The organism is Pseudomonas sp. HLS-6 TE3448, assembly GCF_053629555.1.
This window is the reverse complement of record NZ_JBRJIO010000001.1, coordinates 4,011,808-4,030,489: the sequence shown is the minus strand read 5'-3', so window position 1 is coordinate 4,030,489 and position 18,682 is coordinate 4,011,808. Positions and strand designations below refer to the sequence as shown.

The 18,682-nt window shown below is 59.8% G+C and carries 13 protein-coding genes and 2 pseudogenes; 7 read left to right on the top strand and 8 right to left on the bottom strand.

Annotation, left to right across the window (positions count from 1 at the left end):
* Positions 1-139: 139 nt before the first annotated feature.
* Together nosP and nahK are read left to right on the top strand one after the other, a co-directional pair.
* Positions 140-1,285, top strand: a pseudogene (nosP, locus tag AB7M23_RS18425) (nitric oxide-sensing protein NosP); the annotation flags it as partial.
* Positions 1,233-3,869, top strand: a complete 2,637-nt coding sequence (gene nahK, locus AB7M23_RS18420) for a hybrid sensor histidine kinase/response regulator NahK/ErcS' (protein ID WP_454241617.1) — start codon at positions 1,233-1,235, stop codon at positions 3,867-3,869. The pseudogene nosP and the gene nahK, both read left to right, overlap by 53 nt.
* Here nahK and AB7M23_RS18415 read toward each other — a convergent pair.
* Positions 3,847-4,854, bottom strand: a complete 1,008-nt coding sequence (locus tag AB7M23_RS18415) for an aldo/keto reductase (RefSeq protein WP_065758353.1) — start codon at positions 4,852-4,854, stop codon at positions 3,847-3,849. The genes nahK and AB7M23_RS18415 overlap by 23 nt on opposite strands.
* 272 nt (positions 4,855-5,126) lie before the next feature.
* On the opposite strand from AB7M23_RS18415, the pseudogene AB7M23_RS18410 reads away from it, so the two are divergent.
* The 3 genes and pseudogenes from AB7M23_RS18410 to AB7M23_RS18400 form a co-directional block, all read left to right on the top strand.
* A pseudogene (locus AB7M23_RS18410) lies at positions 5,127-5,234 on the top strand (IS5/IS1182 family transposase); the annotation flags it as partial.
* Positions 5,235-5,330: 96 nt separating this feature from the next.
* Positions 5,331-5,534 (top strand): hypothetical protein, encoded by a 204-nt coding sequence (locus AB7M23_RS18405; RefSeq protein WP_145991817.1) that lies wholly within the window; start codon positions 5,331-5,333, stop codon positions 5,532-5,534.
* A 272-nt stretch (positions 5,535-5,806) separates the two neighbouring features.
* Positions 5,807-7,426, top strand: coding sequence for a mechanosensitive ion channel family protein (locus AB7M23_RS18400; protein ID WP_454241616.1), 1,620 nt, complete (start codon positions 5,807-5,809; stop codon positions 7,424-7,426).
* A 67-nt stretch (positions 7,427-7,493) separates the two neighbouring features.
* Here AB7M23_RS18400 and AB7M23_RS18395 read toward each other — a convergent pair whose 3' ends face one another.
* Together AB7M23_RS18395 and AB7M23_RS18390 are read right to left on the bottom strand one after the other, a co-directional pair.
* Positions 7,494-7,862: a DUF5064 family protein gene (locus tag AB7M23_RS18395; protein ID WP_330523588.1), complete on the bottom strand. Its 369-nt coding sequence runs from the start codon at positions 7,860-7,862 to the stop codon at positions 7,494-7,496.
* Positions 7,863-7,872: 10 nt separating this feature from the next.
* A complete protein-coding gene (locus AB7M23_RS18390; RefSeq protein WP_454241615.1) occupies positions 7,873-8,781 on the bottom strand; it encodes a universal stress protein in 909 nt (302 codons plus the stop codon).
* A gap of 311 nt (positions 8,782-9,092) precedes the next feature.
* Here AB7M23_RS18390 and AB7M23_RS18385 point away from each other — a divergent pair, with 311 nt between their 5' ends.
* On the top strand, positions 9,093-9,845 hold the full coding sequence (locus AB7M23_RS18385; RefSeq protein ID WP_454241614.1) for a carbonic anhydrase: 753 nt from the start codon (positions 9,093-9,095) through the stop codon (positions 9,843-9,845).
* A 69-nt stretch (positions 9,846-9,914) separates the two neighbouring features.
* Here AB7M23_RS18385 and AB7M23_RS18380 read toward each other — a convergent pair whose 3' ends face one another.
* Positions 9,915-11,096 (bottom strand): acetyl-CoA C-acetyltransferase, encoded by a 1,182-nt coding sequence (locus AB7M23_RS18380; RefSeq protein WP_454241613.1) that lies wholly within the window; start codon positions 11,094-11,096, stop codon positions 9,915-9,917.
* A 125-nt stretch (positions 11,097-11,221) separates the two neighbouring features.
* On the opposite strand from AB7M23_RS18380, the gene AB7M23_RS18375 reads away from it, so the two are divergent.
* Positions 11,222-12,124, top strand: a complete 903-nt coding sequence (locus tag AB7M23_RS18375; RefSeq protein WP_099774899.1) for a LysR family transcriptional regulator — start codon at positions 11,222-11,224, stop codon at positions 12,122-12,124.
* Positions 12,125-12,126: 2 nt separating this feature from the next.
* On the opposite strand, the gene AB7M23_RS18370 is transcribed toward AB7M23_RS18375, so the two are convergent.
* The 4 genes from AB7M23_RS18370 to AB7M23_RS18355 all read right to left on the bottom strand — a co-directional run bounded on the left by AB7M23_RS18370 (position 12,127) and on the right by AB7M23_RS18355 (position 18,287).
* Positions 12,127-13,248 carry an AI-2E family transporter gene (locus AB7M23_RS18370; protein ID WP_102052916.1) on the bottom strand — a complete coding sequence of 374 codons (1,122 nt, stop codon included), beginning with the start codon at positions 13,246-13,248 and terminating at the stop codon, positions 12,127-12,129.
* A gap of 189 nt (positions 13,249-13,437) precedes the next feature.
* Positions 13,438-15,570, bottom strand: coding sequence for a TonB-dependent siderophore receptor (locus AB7M23_RS18365; protein WP_454241612.1), 2,133 nt, complete (start codon positions 15,568-15,570; stop codon positions 13,438-13,440).
* A 213-nt stretch (positions 15,571-15,783) separates the two neighbouring features.
* Positions 15,784-17,784 carry a peptidase U32 family protein gene (locus AB7M23_RS18360; protein WP_065758367.1) on the bottom strand — a complete coding sequence of 667 codons (2,001 nt, stop codon included), beginning with the start codon at positions 17,782-17,784 and terminating at the stop codon, positions 15,784-15,786.
* A gap of 122 nt (positions 17,785-17,906) precedes the next feature.
* The gene (locus tag AB7M23_RS18355; RefSeq protein WP_099774894.1) at positions 17,907-18,287 is read right to left on the bottom strand and encodes a RidA family protein; all 381 of its coding nucleotides are present in this window, start codon (positions 18,285-18,287) and stop codon (positions 17,907-17,909) included.
* Positions 18,288-18,682: the final 395 nt, after the last annotated feature.

Here is an 18,682-nt window from a genome sequence, read left to right as displayed (position 1 = left end):
GTTCCTGACCGGGCCTGCGCCTGACACCCACGGCACTACAACCAACGACACGCCAACCCAGTACCCAAGTAGCATTCGGCCTGTGCTGCACCGCTCGTACACTGCCGCCATGAGCTATCGCCCCACCCAGGAGGCCGTTATGCAGCAGTTTCAGGCCGAAGGTGTCATCAGCGCCATGTCACGGGCCGCAGCCGCCGACGAGGTGGCGCAGGACATGGCTCGGCAACTGCTGCACCCGCATTTGGGGTTTGTGCTGTTTTTCTGCTCGGCCGAGTACGACCTGCCAGCCTTGGCTCAGGCGCTGGGGCAAAGCTTTGGCGGGATCCGCCTGGCCGGTTGTACCAGTGCCGGAGAGATCACCCCTGACGGCTACGGTCGCGGGTGTGTCACGGCGCTGGGTTTCGACCATCGGCAGTTTTCCATTGCCGCCGAACTGGTCGATCACATGCAGCACTTCAGCCTGATCGATGCTCAACACATGGTTGAGCGTCTGGTCGGTGGTTGCCGGGGTAACACCCTGGCACCGATCAAGGGCCACAGCTTCGCCCTGACCTTGCTTGATGGCTTGTCCAGTCGTGAAGAAATGTTCCTCGCGGCCCTCAGTGCGGCACTGGGGGATATCCCGCATTTCGGTGGTTCGGCCGGCGACGACAACTACTTGCACCACACCCATGTCTATTTTGACGGCGCCTTCCACACGGGCGCGGCAGTGGTACTGCTGGTCAATACCTGGCTGGATTTCGAGGTGTTTACCACCCACCACATCCAGCCACGTACAGAGAAGCTGGTCGTCACCCGGGCTGACCGCAACCTGCGCCGTGTGTATGAGCTCAATGCCGAACCTGCGGCATTGGAATATGCACAACTGATCGGCGTGCCGGTTGAGGCGATCAATCACCGGACCTTTGCTGCGCACCCGCTGGCCGTTCGGCTCAACGAGCGCTTCTACGTACGGGCCATTCAACAGGTTCACGATGACTTGAGCCTGAGTTTCTACTGCGCGGTGGAGAACGGCATCGTGCTCAGCGCCATGCACCCCGGGCCGCTGATACCCAACCTGGAGCAGTTGTTCGAAGGGTTGCAGCAACGCCTGGGGCCGCTGCTGTTGACCATCGGTTGCGACTGCTTCCTGCGGCGCCTTGAGCTTGAAGGCAGCGATGACTTTGCCGCCGTCAGTACATTCCTGCGCGAACGCCGAGTGCTTGGCTTCAACTCCTATGGAGAACAGTTCAATGGCATGCACATCAACCAGACCTTCACCGGTGTTGCCATTGGACGGCCCCGAGATTTGCGCAGCGGAGCAGATTGCACAGCTCCAGCGGGCCAATCAAAAACTGGCCAGAATCAATGCGGCGCTGATTGAACGCCTGGAGTCGGGGGCTGCGCGTCCTGACGACTCCTACGCAGCATTCCAGCACTCGGTCGTCCTGGCCGAGCAGGTGCGCGAGCGTACCGATGCGTTGAACCAGGCGATGGCTGAACTCAAGGCCAGCAATCATTTGCTCAGCGACGCCCGATTGCGCGCCGAGACGGCCCATCAGCACCTGGTCGATGCGATTGAGAGCATCTCGGACGCGTTCGTGCTGTTCGATCAGGACCTGCGTATCGTGTTGTTCAATAGCCGGTTCAAGGCCTTTTGGGCCGGTAGCCGGATCCGCATCATCAGTGGCATGCGCCTGGCCGAGGTCAAGCGCCTGATGCACAGCACCGGCCTGTTTGCCGAGGCGTTGCGCGGCTCGGCTGAAGAACACGCGGTGTACCGCCTGCATAACGGGCGCTGGCTGCAGGTCAGCGAGCGCCCGACCCGTGACGGTGGGCGGGTGATGCTGTTCACCGATATCACCGAGGTCAAACTCAGTGAAACCCAGCGCCGTGAGCAGGCGCTCGCACAGAAAACGCGGCTGTTGCAACGGGCCGTCGACAACCTCTCCCAAGGGGTGGCGATGGTCAGTGCCGACGGTGTTCTCGAATTGTGGAATCGACGCTTTCTCGAACTCAGCGGGCTGGCACCGATTGCCGCCCATCGTGACTTCGCCGAAGTGATCGGCGACAGCGAATTGGCCTTGCTGACCCCCTCCAGTCGCGATGCCAATGGCCGCGCCATCCGCGAACTGGAGCAGCGCCTGTACGATGGGCGCATGTTGGAGATACGTACTCATCCATTGCCCGCAGGTGGGTTCGTCAACACCTTCACCGACATTACCGAGCGTTACCAGCATGCTGAAGCACTGAGCGAAAGCGAGCGCTGGATTCGCCTGATTACCGACCACGTACCGGCGCTCATTGCCTACCTCAATGCCGATCTGGTCTACGAGTTCACCAACAAGGTGTACGAGCAGTGGTATTGCTGGCCACGCGGCCTGATGCTCGGCCAGAGCCTGCGCGAGGCGCACAGCCCCGAGCACTGCCAGCGCCTGGAAAGCTACGTCGAACGCGCGCTGGCGGGCGAGAGCGTGACCTTTGAAATGGCTGAAACCAACGTCAACGGCCAGGAACGCTACATGCTGCGCTCCTATGTCCCTAATCAGTTGGCCAGTGGTGAAGTGGTCGGAATCTTCGTGCTGATTCGCGACATCACTGAGCGTCGGCGTACTGCAGAGGCCTTGCACCAGGCCTATCAACACCTCGAAGTGCGGGTACGCGAACGTACCGCCGAGCTGACAAGCCTCAATCAGCAGCTGTTGCGCGAGATCGAGGAACGACGCACGGCCGAGGCGCGGCTGCGGGAGGCCAAGCAGGATGCCGATCGGGCCAACCTGTCCAAGACCAAGTTCCTCGCTGCCGTCAGCCATGACTTGCTGCAGCCACTCAATGCGGCGCGATTGTTTACCAGCGCGTTGCAGGAGCAGCCCAGCAGCAGCCCGGCGCTGGTGCGCAATGTCAGCAACTCGCTGGATGATGTGGAGAACCTGCTCGGTACCCTGGTTGATATTTCCAAGCTCGATGCCGGGGTGATCAAGGCCGATGTTGCGCCTTTCGCGCTGAGTGACCTGCTCGATAACCTTGCGGCGGAATATGCCCACATTGCCGACACTGAAGGTTTACGGTTGGATTACGTACCGTGCAGCCTGAAAGTGCGCAGTGACATCCAGCTGTTGGCGCGCATCCTGCGCAACCTGCTCAGCAACGCCATCCGCTATACCCCCCGAGGCCGCGTGTTGCTGGGCTGTCGTCGGCGCGGTAAGCGGTTGTTGATTGAGGTTTGGGATACCGGTATCGGTATTGCTGCCGACAAGCGCGGAGAGATCTTCCAGGAGTTCAAGCGCGGTGATGTTCAGCGCCCGGATCAGGATCGCGGTTTGGGGCTGGGGTTGGCCATCGTGGAAAAAATCGCCGGCATTCTAGGGCACCGGATCGCGGTACGCTCGACGCCGGGTAAAGGCTCTGTGTTCTCCATTGAAGTGCCGCGCAGCAAGCGCGGGCCTCGCAGTCGCATCGCCGCGCCACCGCTGGAGCCGTTTGTGGAACGCCTGCAGGGCGCGCGCGTCTGGGTGTTGGACAACGACGCGGCGATCTGCGCGGGGATGCGCACCTTGCTTGAACAATGGGGGTGCGAAGTGGTGACCGCGCTGAGCGAAGCAGACCTGGCTCGCCAAGTGGCCATCGACCATACCGGTGCCGACCTGTTGATTGCCGACTACCACCTGGATAACGACCGCAATGGTGTTGACGCCGTGGCTGCGATCAACGCCCGGCGCGCGACACCCTTGCCCGCCTTGATGATCACCGCCAACTACAGCAACGAACTCAAGCAGCAAGTGCGGTCCTTGGGGCACAGCTTGCTGAACAAACCGGTGCGGCCGATGAAGCTCAAGGCTGCCATCAGCCACCTTCTGGGCCCGGTACTCAGCGCGGCAGACGTCCGCTGACGAAGTGGCTGACATCGTTGTAGCCATGGGTTGAGGCATGGCCCGGGGTCACCAGCGCGTCGATGAAGGCTTCGTCTTCGGCGTTGATCTCGACCGACAGGGCGCCGCTGTAGGTGTCCCATTGGGCCTCGGTGCGCGGGCCAACGATGGCTGAACTGATCAGCCGATTGTTGAGCACCCAGGCAATGGCGAACTCGACCATGCCAACGCCTTTGGTTTCGGTGTAGGCGTGGATCTTCTGGGCGATTTCCAGCGACTCGGCTCGCCATTCCGTTTCCAGGATACGTTTGTCCTGGCGTCCGGCCCTGCTGTTGGCGTCGGGGGTGGCATTGGGCGCGTACTTGCCGCTGAGCACGCCGCGGGCCAGTGGGCTGAAGGGGACGATGCCCAAGCCATGATGGGCGGCGGCGGTGAACTGCTCAGGTTCGGCCTGACGGTTGACGATGTTGTACAACGGCTGGCTGACCACGGGTTTTGCGACACCCATGCGCTCGGCCAGGTTGACGATCTCGGCAATGCGCCAGCCGCGAAAATTCGACACACCCCAATGGCGGATCTTGCCCTGGCGCAGCAGGTCGCCGATGGCGGATACGGTGACCTCCAGCGGGGTGCCGTGGTCTTCGCGGTGCAGGTAGTAGATGTCCAGGTAGTCCGTGCCCAGGCGTGTCAGGCTGGCTTCGATGGCATTGAAAATATGCTTGCGGCTCAGCCCGCTGCGGTTGGGAACGCCATCCACGGGGCCGAAGCCCACCTTGGAGGCCAGCACCCAATCCTGACGATGGCGGGCGATGGCTTCGCCGACAATTTCTTCGGAGCGGCCGCCGTTGTAGACGTCAGCGGTATCGATGAAGTTGATGCCCTGGTCCCAGGCCTTGTCGATGATACGCAGCGAGTCTTCGGCGCTGGTCTGTTCGCCGAACATCATGCTGCCCAGGGTCAGCGCGGACACTTGCAGGCCGCTTTGGCCCAATGGACGGTAGATCATGATTGAAACCCCTGTGCGTTTTGGATCCGATCTGTTTTACACAGATCTGTGATGGATTAAAAGCATTGCTTGCAGGCCCCTGAAAGATGCGTCGTGTGCGGCAGATGACGCAGTTCAGCGTGCTGATCATCGTCCTGTCGAATTGCAAAACCTTTCTACGCCGGTTCGACCTCGGCCTCTATATTTGAAAGCCCCGCAGATCAACGTCTGCGGGGCTTTTGGTTGCGGGCTGGAAAACCGATAGTTCCAAAGCTATCTCATTGTGAGGGCTCCATCCAAAGGCGGGTGGCGGCCGTAAGCCTTATCCATTGGAAACCATGCGGCACATCCACCTGCTGCAAGACGGGTTTTCGCTGAGCACCCCGGCCATGGCAGAAGCGACAGGTTCTCGGCCTCTTGTGTCGTGTGCTCCATATCGCCTATGAACGCAGGGTATATTGATTTTTATAATTTGTATTCATGAGGCTCCATAAGTCATGCGTATTGATTTTTCTATTTTTGGTTTGTATTTGGCCATTATTGGTTCATCGATGTTTTATGCGTTGTTCGTTGTGTGGGGCGTGACGGCAATAGTTCCGATTGAGGGTCATTACTATTGGGGTGTTGTTGGAGTTGTTTTTCTTATTATTGCTGCCTGCAGCTTACGTTTTTATGTTCCAAGGTTGCGTAATCTGTGGTAGTTAACGGCCCTGTTTTTCGCATGCTGGTGCATAACTCAACGAATTCATCCTGAAGGCTGTACGCCATTTGTCCTGCATGTTGGCGGCATAACTCCACCAAAAAACAAGGCTTTATATGAACCGTCATGTTCGGCCGTTACCTGCGTCGCCCCGGAAAGGTCGACCTAAACTCCGCTCTCGGGAATAGCTCCCGCTGCCCCTCTGGCAACAGCGACTACACTGGCGAAAACACCATCTGCGATGGTCGTCTGTGTCGAGGGGGCTGAGAGCGTATGCGTAGTCGGGCGCTGGTAGGGATACTTTTGTGGTGCTGCTGGCTGATGCCAGCCTTGGGTGTTGCCGCCGACACGCCAACAGAGCCGCTGCCCAGCGCTGAGTTGAAGATCGCCAACCGCACAATTACGGTCTTTCGGGCATCGTTGCTTGGCGAAGTGCCGGAACTGCGGGTGAAGCACGCCACTGCAGTAATCAATGAGGCACTCGACAGCGCAGACTCGCTTGAGGTCAGCGTTGATCCGATGTTGGACAGCTATCTGGTGCTGATAGGGCCCAGGCGGGCTTTCATCATCTCTCCCAAGGACGTTGATGAACTGCAGTTCGAGTCGGTGATGCAAGCGGCACAGGGTGCTGCGCAGAACTTGCGCCTGGTCGTTGCTGAAACCCAGGAAGCGCGAAGTGTGCAGCAAATGCTCCGGGCTGCGCTGGCCTCTGCGTTGGCCTCTCTGCTGCTGTTTGGTCTGTTGTGGTTGATCTTTTTCATTCGCCGCAGGTTGCTTGCGGTACTGCCGGCATTGATGAAACGGCATGCGCTGTCGTTGAAGATTGGCCAGATGCCGCTGATCGACGCCAGTTACCTGTACCCCTTGATTAGCCGTGTCTTGTGGTTCGTGCGTTGGGTGCTGGTGGTGTTGCTCACGTATCAGTGGTTGGGCTTTGTGCTTTCACGCTTTCCGTATACGCGCCCTTGGGGTGAGAGCCTGAACAACTACTTGCTCAGCGTTGCCCAGTCATTGTTCGAGAGCATGATCGACGCTGTGCCTCGGCTGGGTGTTGTGCTGGCGATTTTCCTCATTGCTCGTGGCTTCAGTGGTTTTAGCAAAAGCGTGCTGCGGCGTATCGCCATGGCGGGTGTTTTCGGTTGGCTCAACGAAGAAACCCTGCAACCCACCACGCGCCTGACCTCGCTGGCCATCTGGCTGTTTGCTCTGGCAATGGCCTACCCGTACCTGCCGGGCGCTCATACGGAAGCCTTCAAGGGCCTGTCGGTACTGATCGGCCTGATGATCTCGCTGGGCGCCAGCAGTGTGGTCGGGCAGGCGGCGGCCGGGTTGATACTGACCTACACGCGTACATTGCGCCCGGGCGAGTTTGTGCGTATCGGTGAGCATGAAGGCACTGTGACGGAGCTTGGGATGTTTACGACTCGCATTCGTACCGGGCTTGGAGAAGTGCTGACCCTGCCCAATTCGATGATCACCAATGCGGTGACCAAGAATTACTCGCGCACCGTGCAAGGAGCTGGTTATGTCGTCGACACCACTGTCACCATTGGCTACGACACGCCTTGGCGGCAGGTGGAAGCGATGTTGTTGGAAGCTGCTCGGCGTACCACGGGCGTACTCGAACAGCCTCCACCGCAGGTGTTCCAGACGGCGCTGTCGGACTTCTACCCCGAGTACCGGTTAGTGGCGCAAGCCATTCCGAGCCAACCTCGTCCGCGTGCGGAGTTGTTGACCCTGCTGCATGCCAATATCCAGGACGTGTTCAATGAGTACGGCGTGCAGATCATGTCGCCGCACTATCTGGGCGACCCGCCCGAGGCGAAGTGGGTGCCCAGAGACAAATGGTACAGTCCGCCCGCCGATCCGGACGGTGATCACCGGGCACCTTAGGGGCTCGCTGCTTCAGGGGGCGACTTGCGCTGTGGGTGCCAGGTAGATCAACCGACCAGGGCAGGGCTCAGAGACCGTCTTTGTCCAGGTTATCCAGGTTGATCGGATCCCCCGGCTTGATACCCAGTTTGTCGCGAATATCCTTGAACATCGCGTCGTATTCGCTGTGATTGCGCATGATTGGGCTGGCATTGGGTGGTACGCCATTTTTGACCGCATGCTTGGCAATCAGGCTGGCAAAGTTGTGCGCGGTATCTCGGTGCATGTCGAACTCTTCGGAAAAAGCACGACCATTGACCTCCCCGGACATCGTGAAGTGCATCAGCATGCCTTCTTGGGGAACCTGACGGACCTCATAGAACACCTCAATGTCGAACGTTGGAACGCCAGGGATATTCGGGTTGTTAGTGCGACGCAGATGACCGGGTGTAAACATGGACGGTTCCTCAGGGTTCAAGTTTTTCTCGAGTTGCCAGTATGTTGCAGGGCACTTGATAGAGCACATGCTCGGTGGTGCTGCCTACTCGTTTATCAAGACCTGTGTGATGGGTGTTGCCCATGACGATGACGTCTGCGCGGTGCTGCGCGGCAAATTCGGCAATCGCCTTGATGGGGAATCCGGCCAGAAGGTGTTGTCGCTCAGGCGGTATCCCATAGTGTTCGGCAAGCTGAGTGAACGCATGCTGCAGTGCTTTGCGTACTTCACTGTTGAACCCTGGCATCGTTACCGTCCCGGCACCTGCATCGGTGATATGGGTGTGTGCCGTATCGTAGGCGTGCAGCAAGTGGAGCTCAGCATCGCATTGTTCAGCGAGCCGGGTAGCCGTCGCCATGATGCAGTCGTTGGTAGTTGAGGCCGGGTTTTGCGTGTGTTGTGGGGCGAGGTCCACGGCAGCGACGATGACACGTGGCAATGGGCATTGAATCTGGCTGACAAAATGCACAGCAGCCGGACATTCTCTGAGCAAGTGCCAGTCCAGCGGCGTGATGAATACACGTTTGAGCAATGACTCATGGTGAACGTCTTTGATCACCAGGTCCGGCTGCAGCCGCTTCACCTGCTCAAGCATGTCTTCGTACACGGTACGGGTGAGCACCACTTCGCTGGTGACATCAATGCCGCTGCGGCGCATGACGTCAGCCTCATCGGCAAGCCACTTGCGGTGCTCATCCTGCAGTTGTTTGCGCAAGGCTTCGCCACCGCTCATCAGGCCCAGAATGTCGACATCTTCGATAAACAACGTGATGTGCAGGGCCGCCCCGGTCGCATCGGCAATTGCTTGCGCGCGCTGCATGGCGGGCGAATGGCGCATGCTCGGGCCGGCGATGAGAAAGATGCGCTGATATTGGCTCATGTGACACCTCCAACGGTTTGGATGGTCCGCTAGCTCCCCGGAATAGCGTGGGTCAATGAAGGTGTCAGGCGCGCACGCTTCACCGGCATCGACACCTTCAATATAGGCCGACATTCAGCGCATACGCAGAATAATGGCTGCTTTACGATAAGCAGTCATCGCGGGGGCTTGGCGGTCCAGGCGTCGACTGGGTTGAGGCTTTACGTGTCATATAAAGATTTCGCCTACAGAACTATCAGACTTATCCGGCGTTCACGGGAGGCGGATAGCCGGAAAATGCGCGTTTTACGTGCTTCCGAGAAGGTATGCCCATGTGTGAATGTAACGAGCAACGCAATACGGCCAGCCAAGCCAGTCGCCGACAGTTTTTACGTTTTGGTGGCGGTGCCGCCTTGTTGACAGCTGGGGCGATGATGCTACCGGCCATGCCAGCGATCGCTGCACCCAAGGATGGCCCGTTACCCAAACCACAGAATGCCCTGACGCCCGACCTGGCGCTGTCTCGGTTGATGGCCGGTAATCAGCGGTATGTCGAGGGCGTCGCCCGTCGGCATGACTTCCTCTCCGAGCGGGAAGCCTTGGCATCCGGGCAAAACCCCTTTGCGGCCATCCTCAGCTGTGCAGATTCACGCATTGCCCCGGAGTACGCCTTTGACAGTGCCCGTGGCGACATCTTTGCTGTGCGCGTGGCCGGCAATTTCGTTACCACCGATGGCCTGGCCAGCCTTGAGTACGCCGTAGCGGTGCTGGGCACCCCGGTGATCATGGTGCTGGGTCACGAAGCCTGTGGCGCGGTAAAGGCAGGGGTGCAGCGGGCAACCGATGGCACGACCTTCCCAGGGCATATCGACACGCTTGCCAAAGCGGTGGAGCCTTCGGTCAAGGCCGTGATGGGCAAATCGGGCAATGTGCTCGACAACGCAATTCGCCAGAACGTTCTGGACAACGTCGAGCGCCTGAAAGGGGCGTCTGCGGTGTTGATCGAAGCGCTGGCCGCCAAGCGCTTGAAGATTGTCGGTGGGGTCTACGAGTTGGCGAGTGGCAAGGTTCAGTTGCTGGGCTAAAACGCCAGCAAACACGCCGGTCAGCACACGCTGTGCTGACCGGCGCTGTTCTATTGCACCTCGGCTTGATCAGTCGCGCTCAAGTGCCAGGGCAACACCCTGACCACCACCGATGCACAGCGTGGCCAGGCCTTTGTGGACATCACGTTTGATCATTTCATGCAGCAGGGTCACCAGCACCCGGCAACCGGAAGCACCGATAGGGTGCCCAAGCGCGATGGCACCTCCATTGACGTTGACCTTGTCTGCATCCCAACCCAGCTCTTTACCTACCGAGAGCGCCTGTGCGGCGAAGGCCTCGTTGGCTTCGATCAGGTCCAGTTGGTCCAGGGTCCAACCAGCCTTTTCCAGGCAGCGACGGGTTGCGTTGACCGGGCCAATGCCCATGATTGCCGGGTCAACCCCGGCATTGGCGTAGGCGGCAATGCGGGCCAGTGCGGGCAAGCCCAGGGCCTTGGCTTTCTCTGCACTCATCAACAGCACCGCTGCTGCGCCGTCGTTGAGGCTGGACGCGTTGCCAGCGGTGACACTGCCGTCTTTCTTGAACGCTGGCTTGAGCTTGCCCAGGGATTCGGCAGTGGTTGCGCTGCGTGGCTGTTCGTCGGTGGCGAACGCAATGGGCTCGCCCTTGCGCTGCGGGATCAGGATCGGTGTGATTTCATCGATGAAGCGACCGGCCTCGATGGCGGCGCAGGCCTTCTGTTGGGAGGCTGCGGCAAATGCGTCCTGCGCTTCACGGCTGATCGCGTACTGCTCCACCAGGTTCTCGGCGGTAATACCCATGTGATAGTCGTTGAAGGCATCCCACAAGCCGTCACTGATCATGCTGTCGATCATGCTGGCATGGCCCATGCGCAGCCCCGTGCGGGCGGCCGGCAGTACATAAGGCGCCAGGCTCATGTTTTCCATGCCGCCGGCGATGATCACCTCGGCGTCGCCACACCGAATGGCCTGGGCACCGAGGTGCAGCGCCTTGAGGCCTGAGCCGCAGACCTTGTTCAGGGTCAGTGCTGGCACCGCATGGGGCAGGCCGGCGAGAATCGCCGCTTGACGTGCCGGGTTCTGGCCACTGCCAGCGGTGAGTACCTGGCCGAGGATGACTTCATCCACTTCACTGCCGCAAATCCCGGCCTGTTGCAGCAGGTTGCGTATCACCGAAGCACCCAGCTCCGTCGCAGGGATCGCAGCCAGTGAGCCTTGAAAACTGCCGATCGCGGTGCGGGTGGCGGCGACAATGACGACTTCTTGCATTGACTCTCTCCGTGTTCAGGGCCATTTGTGCTGAAGTGTTGCGCCAATACATATATTTGTTAAATTGATTTTTAAGATGAATTGATCGATAAACCTCAATAAAGCGCAGCGATACAGGAGCAGTCATGACGGTCAAGCAGATACGGGCCTTTTGGGCGGTGGCGCAGAGCCTGAGTTTTGCCGTGGCCTGCGAGCGGTTGCACCTGTCGCAATCAGCGCTGAGCCTGACCATCAAGTCCTTGGAGGAGGGGTTGGGTGGGCGATTGTTCAGCCGCACCACGCGCACGGTTACCCTGACCCCGGAAGGTGAGTCGCTATTGCCCCTGGCCCGCCGCCTGATCGCCGACTGGGACAACGCAGAGGATGAAATCCGCCAGCGGTTCACGCTCCAGCGCGGCCGCGTCACCCTGGCGGCGATGCCATCGTTCGCCTGCAACCTGCTGCCGCCGATCCTGAAAACCTTTCGTACGCGATACCCCAAGGTTGGCGTCACGGTAAACGATGTGATCAACGAGCAGGTGGTGGAAATGGTCCGCGATCGCCAGGTGGAGCTGGGCGTCGCTTTTGAGCCGCTGCAGAGTTCGTCACTGGCGTTTACAACGCTGTACCGTGATCGATTCGTTGCCGTGGTGCCGCTCGACTCGCCGCTGGCTGAACTTCAAGAGGTCGACTGGCAAACCTTGCTTGAGCAGCCCTTTATTACCTTGCAACGCCCCTCAAGCGTGCGGGTGATGCTTGAAGATCACCTTCAAGCGCGGCAATTGAAGTTGGCGGTGGAGTTTGAAAGCCATCAGCTTGCGACCGTTGGCCGAATGGTTGCCAGCGGGCTGGGTGTCAGCACGGTACCGGCGTTGTGCGCCAGGCAAATGCAGGAGTTGGGCGCACGGTGCATTACCTTGCGCGATCCGGTGGAGCGGGCTATTGGAGTGTTGACCAAGCCCGGCCATGAGCTTTCGGCTGCGGCGCAGGCGCTGTTCGATATTCTGCTGGGCGCGCAGCCCGACGCACAGATGCCCGGGTGGCCGTGAGCTCAGTCGGCGGGCGGTTTTTCCGGCGTGTCACTTGCGTCGGGACCGTCATCTGGCAGTGTCTGATAGACCCAGTTCATGAAGAGCTGATACCCCACCGCCAGAATCACCGGCCCGATGAACAACCCGATGATGCCGTTGCTCAACATCCCGCCCAAGGCGCCAATCAGCACGACCGGCATCGGCACTGCCACGCCTCGTCCCAATAGCAGGGGCTTGAGAATGTTGTCCGAAAGCCCGGCAAATATCATCCAGGCCGTGAAGACGATGGTCGCGACGCTCACGCCATCATGCGCGAACACATAGATCACAATAGGCAGGAGGATCAAGATCGTCGGCAGCTGGGTAATGCCCAGCAGCAACACGACCAGTGACAGCAACCCGGCTGCGGGCACGCCCATCGCGACCAGGCCAATACCCACCATCAACATCTGGATAAAGGCAATGCCGACAACGCCCTGGGCCACTGCACGGATGGTGGAGGTACACAGCGCTGCAAGCTGTGTGCCGCGCTCTGCACCGGAAATGCGTGAGGCGATAGCCACGGCACTGTGCTGCAGACTGTCGCCTTTTGCCATCATCAGGCCGGCGATCATGAGGGCTGCGACAAACACCAGGACGCCTGTCCCGATGCCCGCCAGCTGGACCAGCAGGGTTTTGCTGACCCCTTTGATATGGGGGGCGATCTGCGAGTATGCCCAGCTCAAGTCATTGGACGCACGGCTCCAGATACCAAACAGGGTTTCACCGATCAAAGGCCAACTGCGCACCGAGTCTGGCGGTGGAGGAATTTCGAGGGCCTGGTTATGTAGCGTCTGCATGCTGTTTTGTACGGAGTTGGCGACTGAGCTCCCCAGCAAGCTCAACGGGCCAATCAGGCAGGCGAGCCCCAGCAGAATCAGCAGGATGCTGGCCAGTCCCGGTCGATTGCCGAATACGACCGCGAGTTTCTGATTCAAGGGGTAAAGTGTGATTGCCAGGATCACTGCCCATAGCATCAGGTTCAAGAACGGCTGGAAAATCTGAAAGCACCAGCTCACCAGCACGGCGATCATCCCGGCACGAATCAGCACGTCCAGCAGCTCCCGACCGCTGTTTACACCGAGAAAGCGGTTTGCAGGCATACGTATGTCCCTCCTGAACGGGATCGGAACGCCGCCACCCGTGTCGGCCAACAGGTGGCGTTGCGGACGGTGCCGCAAACCCATCAGCTCACTATAGAAGTGCGCTGCAATTGAGCAAACGCAACAGGGCGACGAGCCGGTGCGCAAGTACCCGCTCGTCCAGTGGCTGGGCCGTATGCCGTTGACGCGTCAGAAGGTATAGGCGATGCCCGCCTGAACCGTACGCGGCGCACCGGGATAGACGTAGTTGTTGAACGCGCCTTCGTCATAGCCTTTGTTGAATACGTTTTTCACGTCGAGGTTCAGACGTACATGTTCGTTGAGCTTGTAGAAGCTCAACAGGTCGACCACGTTGTAACGGTCCATGGTGTAGGTCTGTGCGATGGTCTGCCCGGCCCGGTCATCGACATATTTGACCCCCATGCCCAGCCCCAGCCCCTGGGCTATGCCATCCTGGAACTCATAGACGTTGAGCAGGCTGAAGGTGTTGCGGGGAATGTTGGCCAGTCGTGTCCCAGTCTCCAGTGAGTTGTCCTTGGTCACCTCGGCATCAACGTAGGCATAGCCCCCGATAATCCGCCACTCGGGCGTGAGGTTGCCTGCAATGTTGAGGTCCAGACCACGGCTGCGCACCTCGCCCGCTGCAACCTTGTAGTCATCATTGACTGGGTCGACGGTCAGGACGTTTTCCTTGACGATCTGATACACCGCTGCATCGACGCTCAACTGACGTTCAAGTGCTTCCCACTTCATACCCAGTTCGACGGATTTGCCTTTTTCCGGAGCAAACCCCTCATCCTGGCGGCTGGCACCGCTGTTGGGCTTGAACGAGCGCGCCGTGTTGGCATACACCGCAAGGGTATCGGTCAGGTCATACATCAGGCCAAAGCGTGGGGTGACAGCGTTGTCGGCCGCTTCCCAGCCTTGGCTGTTGGGCAGGTAGTTGTTGTAGTCGTGCTCGAAGCGCTCGACGCGTACCCCGGCCAATGCCTTGAGACGCTCGGTCAGGGCTACCTGGTCCTGGACAAAAAACGCCCAGGTCTTCAGGTTTTCCTTGTCATGGGTTGTGGTTCGGGTCAGGGCAGGGCGGGGTTGGCCGAGCACGGGATCGAAGATATCGATGGGGTAAGCCGATGCCCCTGTCGCAGAGCGCTGGATGATCGACTTGTAGTCGTAGTCCTCGTACTCGACGCCGGTCAGCAGGGTATGGGCGAAACCGGCGGTATCGAAGTGCCCCGTCAGGTTCAGTTGCACGTCCCGATCGGTCCACTCCAGCTTGCGATAGTTGAAGTTACGGTTCAGGGTGTGGCCGTCCGCTTGCAGGGCGTTGGCTTCCACGGCGTTGCCTTCGAGGCTGCCGTCAAGCATCTGCACGCCACCGGCCAGTGTCCAGTCGTCGTTCAGCGCGTGGTCGAAGCGCAGTTGAGCCATGTTGTTGTCATTGTGCAGCAGGTTGTCGCTGCCTTTTTCCCAGATGTTGGTATCACGCGAGGCGCTGCCTTTTTGCGTGGCATAGCGCGTCAGGCCTCGGTCGAGCGGGTGGTTGTTACGCATGAAGTCACCCTCGAAAACGATCCGGGTAGTCTCGTTGACCTGCCAGCTCAGCACGGGCGCAACGTCGTAACGCTCACTCTCGACATTGTCGCGGAAACTCTCGCCACCTTCGCCCAGCAGGTTCAAACGATACGCCAGTGAACCCTCCTGGTTGAGCGCACCCGTAGCATCGAGGGTGGCGCGGTGCATGCCTTGGTCGTCGATCTGGCTGCCGACAGTCACCTTTTGCTCAACCTGCGGCTGTTTGCTGACCACGTTGAAGGTGCCGCCGGGATCGCCACGGCCGTAAAGGCTGGTAGCCGGGCCGCGTAACACCTCGAGCCGCTCGACGGTGTTGGCATCGGGGGCGTTCGGGTAGCCGCGGTTGATAGGAAAACCGTTGCGGTAGAACTCGCCGGTGGTAAAGCCTCGGACAGTAAAGGTGGTCAAGCCCTGGCCACCGAAGTTGTTGGCCCGGCCAACGCCGCCAGCGTAGTCCAACGCGTCCTGCAATCGGGTCGAACCGGTGTCTTCAAGCACATCGCGTGGCACCACACTGACGGACTGCGGGGTTTCATGCAGGGCGGTGTCGGTACGGGTCGCACTGGCCGAGCGGGTTGCCTTGTAGCCTTGCACCGGGCCGTCGGCGCGCTCGGCATCGGCGGCGTCGGCATTGATACTCAAGGCTTGCAGCTCGACCAGCGGTGGCTCGGTTTCATTTGAAGGATTAGCCCACACGGTGGGTGTAACAGCATGAAGCAGGCATAGCGAGACGAACGTGCGACGCATGGAAGGCGCAATCCTTGGAGGCGAGTGGTAGCAATTTGAAGGCGCGATAATAATAGTAATTATCGTTAACATTCAAAGTGTATTTTCCCACTTCACGCTTTCTCGCTGACAAGGCCCTTGAATGACAACAGGGCCCTTGGAAAACCAGGGGCCCTGTTGTAGGTGCAGGCCGAAATCAGGGGATGCGGCTTGCCTTGAGCGCTACATGATTACTCAGTGAGGGGCGCGAGGAATGGTCTTGAGCAAATCTTCCGGGCTGATGTGCCCGACGACCTGTTCCACCACACTGCCCGGTTGCGGCAGGTCAAGGATGTGGCCCTTCATCTTGCCGATGACGTGCATTTCGCAAGGCTTGCAGTCGAACTTCAGCGTCAGCACCTCGTCGCCATGTATCAGTTGCATCGGTGCGACCTTGGTGCGCACACCGGTGACGCCCTTGGCCTGTTTGGGGCAGAGGTTGAAGGAAAAACGCAAGCAGTGCTTGGTGATCATCACCGGCACTTCGCCGGTTTCCTCGTGGGCCTCGAAGGCGGCGTCGATCAGCTTCACGCCATGGCGGTGATAGAAATCGCGGGCCTTCTGGTTGTAGACGTTGGCCAGGAACGACAGGTGCGACTCCGGGTATACCGGTGGCGGATCTGTCTCGGCTTTGCGGCTGCCACGTGGGTGGGCGTTGATACGGGCCATGGTCAGCGCATCGATGACCTCGCGGCGTAACGCCTTGAGCTGCGAGTTGGGGATGAAATACGCCTGGGGTGCATCCAGCGTGATGGCCGTGGCGTGGTACTGGGTGGTACCCAACTGGCCAAGCAGGTCATGCAATTGCTCCAGGGCCTGTTCCGGCTTGTTGGCCAGGCCGAACGGGCCGTCCAGGGCAGCGCTGGCGGTGATGCCTTCCTCACTGGTGGCGGTCAGTTCCAGGCGATCTTCGCGCAGGCGAGCGAGCCAGGAAAGACCGACCCGGCGCTCGGCGGACGTCTTGAGCAGCGCTTGCTGCCAGTTGTGGTCCAGGTTGCGGCTCAGCGGGTGGCCTGGGCGCAACTGGTGCAGGCCCTCGGGCATTTCGTTGGGTTCGACGCGGTAGCGGTAACGCTTTTCGCCATCTTCTTCGAACTCGCCCTTGGCTTCGGCGATGTTGGCGCGAAAACCCACCACTTCGCGTTTGACCAGCACATTGAGGCCGTCGCCGTTGGACAACGGCTCATGACTGACTACCAGCAGATCACGCTTGCCGACCTTCTCGACGACACCCACCGGCAGGCCGGTGAAGGTTGGCGAATCAAAGGCGCCGATGTCGATCTTGCGCTCGCTGACGAAGTAGTCGGTACTGCCGCGGTGGAAGGTCTTGTCTGGATCGGGCACGAAAAAGTGCGCGGTGCGGCCGCTGGAGGCACGGGCCAGGTCTGGGCGGTCTTCGAGGACCTCGTCCAGGCGCTGGCGGTAATAGGCGGTGATGTTCTTCACGTAGCCCATGTCCTTGTAGCGCCCTTCGATCTTGAACGAGCGCACGCCGGCTTCCACCAGTGCGCGAATGTTGGCGCTCTGGTTGTTGTCCTTCATCGACAGCAGGTGCTTTTCGTAGGCAACCACGCGGCCTTGATCGTCTTTCAAGGTGTAGGGCAGGCGGCAGGCCTGGGAGCAGTCGCCGCGGTTGGCGCTGCGGCCGGTCTGGGCGTGAGAGATATTGCACTGGCCAGAGAAGGCCACGCACAGCGCGCCGTGAATAAAGAACTCGATCGCCGCATCGGTTTCGTCGGCGATGGCGCGGATTTCACTGAGGTTCAGTTCGCGGGCCAGTACCAGTTGAGAGAAGCCAGCCTGGTCGAGGAACTTCGCCCGCTCCAGCGTACGGATGTCGGTCTGGGTACTGGCGTGCAGTTCGATTGGCGGGATATCCAGCTCCATCACGCCCAGGTCCTGGACGATCAGTGCATCGACACCGGCATCGTACAGTTGATGGATCAGCTTGCGTGCCGGCTCCAGCTCATTGTCGTGCAGGATCGTGTTGATGGTAGTGAACACCCGGGCGTGGTAGCGACGGGCGAACGCTACCAATTGAGCGATATCACTCACTTCGTTGCAGGCGTTGTGGCGGGCGCCGAAGCTCGGGCCGCCGATGTACACGGCATCAGCGCCATGCAGGATAGCCTCGCGAGCAATGGCAACATCGCGGGCGGGGCTGAGTAATTCCAGGTGATGCTTGGGCAGGGACATGTTTTTCTGGTCGTTTGTCACGGTCAAGGCGCGCATTGTAGCTGCGAAACGCTTGACCGGCACCCACCTGCTGCCCGGTGGCGGCCGCTCGCGGAGGGCCGCCACTGGATAACACCGTGTATTCAGCCCTTGGCGGCCATCGCCGTGACTTCTACGCGCATGCCTTCAACGGCAAGGGCCGCCACGCCGATCGCGGCGCGCACCGGCCAGGGCCTGGCGAAAAAGCGCTGGTAAACCTCATTGAACGCGGCACGGTCGGCCATGTCGGTGAGGTAGATGGTCAGGTGCATCACACGGTCCATGGAACTGCCTGCGCGCTCCAGCGCAACCTTGAGTGCCTGCAGGGTGCATTCGCTCTGCTCGACGATGCCGCCCAGCTCCAGGCTGCCGTCAGCGCGGGTCGGGATCTGCGTTGAAACCAGCACGCCGCCGAAACTGGCGACGTCAGATGAGATGGATTCCGGGTCGGGATCGGGGAGGAAAGTGAGGTCGTGGTTTGCCATTAAGGGTCTCTTGCTTGAGGTGATCATCTGCGGCTGTCGTGCCGGGGGCACGGCATCGTTAAGGCGCTCAGTTTAAGCGCACTGGCCGGGGCATGCATGCACCAAAGCGTTCACCCTGGCCGTTAACCGTGACAGGGCATCTGAGGCCCGGCGCGCAGGCATCTGTGGTCAATAGGGTAACGACGCCTTCATTTCGCAGGAAGCGTCCTACATTGCTGCGGTAACTAAACCTACTTTCACGGGCCCTGTTGATCAGCACAATAGCGTCGTCGGCAAACACCGATAGATAGAACATGCTGACAGTCATTTCAGTAATTGGGTCGCTATCAGGGTATTGAAAAACAGCCCGCTGCATTTTTAGTGGTTGCGTGCTTATAGCGCTTCTTCACGTTTCC

What these genes read in the sequence shown, in the direction of transcription:
- nahK (WP_454241617.1), top strand. Translation starts at nt 1,233, where the DNA reads ATGGCATGCACATCAACCAGACCTTCACCGGTGTTGCCATTGGACGGC.
- AB7M23_RS18415 (WP_065758353.1), bottom strand. Translation starts at nt 4,854, where the DNA reads ATGATCTACCGTCCATTGGGCCAAAGCGGCCTGCAAGTGTCCGCGCTG.
- AB7M23_RS18405 (WP_145991817.1), top strand. Translation starts at nt 5,331, where the DNA reads ATGCGTATTGATTTTTCTATTTTTGGTTTGTATTTGGCCATTATTGGT.
- AB7M23_RS18400 (WP_454241616.1), top strand. Translation starts at nt 5,807, where the DNA reads ATGCGTAGTCGGGCGCTGGTAGGGATACTTTTGTGGTGCTGCTGGCTG.
- AB7M23_RS18395 (WP_330523588.1), bottom strand. Translation starts at nt 7,862, where the DNA reads ATGTTTACACCCGGTCATCTGCGTCGCACTAACAACCCGAATATCCCT.
- AB7M23_RS18390 (WP_454241615.1), bottom strand. Translation starts at nt 8,781, where the DNA reads ATGAGCCAATATCAGCGCATCTTTCTCATCGCCGGCCCGAGCATGCGC.
- AB7M23_RS18385 (WP_454241614.1), top strand. Translation starts at nt 9,093, where the DNA reads ATGTGTGAATGTAACGAGCAACGCAATACGGCCAGCCAAGCCAGTCGC.
- AB7M23_RS18380 (WP_454241613.1), bottom strand. Translation starts at nt 11,096, where the DNA reads ATGCAAGAAGTCGTCATTGTCGCCGCCACCCGCACCGCGATCGGCAGT.
- AB7M23_RS18375 (WP_099774899.1), top strand. Translation starts at nt 11,222, where the DNA reads ATGACGGTCAAGCAGATACGGGCCTTTTGGGCGGTGGCGCAGAGCCTG.
- AB7M23_RS18370 (WP_102052916.1), bottom strand. Translation starts at nt 13,248, where the DNA reads ATGCCTGCAAACCGCTTTCTCGGTGTAAACAGCGGTCGGGAGCTGCTG.
- AB7M23_RS18365 (WP_454241612.1), bottom strand. Translation starts at nt 15,570, where the DNA reads ATGCGTCGCACGTTCGTCTCGCTATGCCTGCTTCATGCTGTTACACCC.
- AB7M23_RS18360 (WP_065758367.1), bottom strand. Translation starts at nt 17,784, where the DNA reads ATGTCCCTGCCCAAGCATCACCTGGAATTACTCAGCCCCGCCCGCGAT.
- AB7M23_RS18355 (WP_099774894.1), bottom strand. Translation starts at nt 18,287, where the DNA reads ATGGCAAACCACGACCTCACTTTCCTCCCCGATCCCGACCCGGAATCC.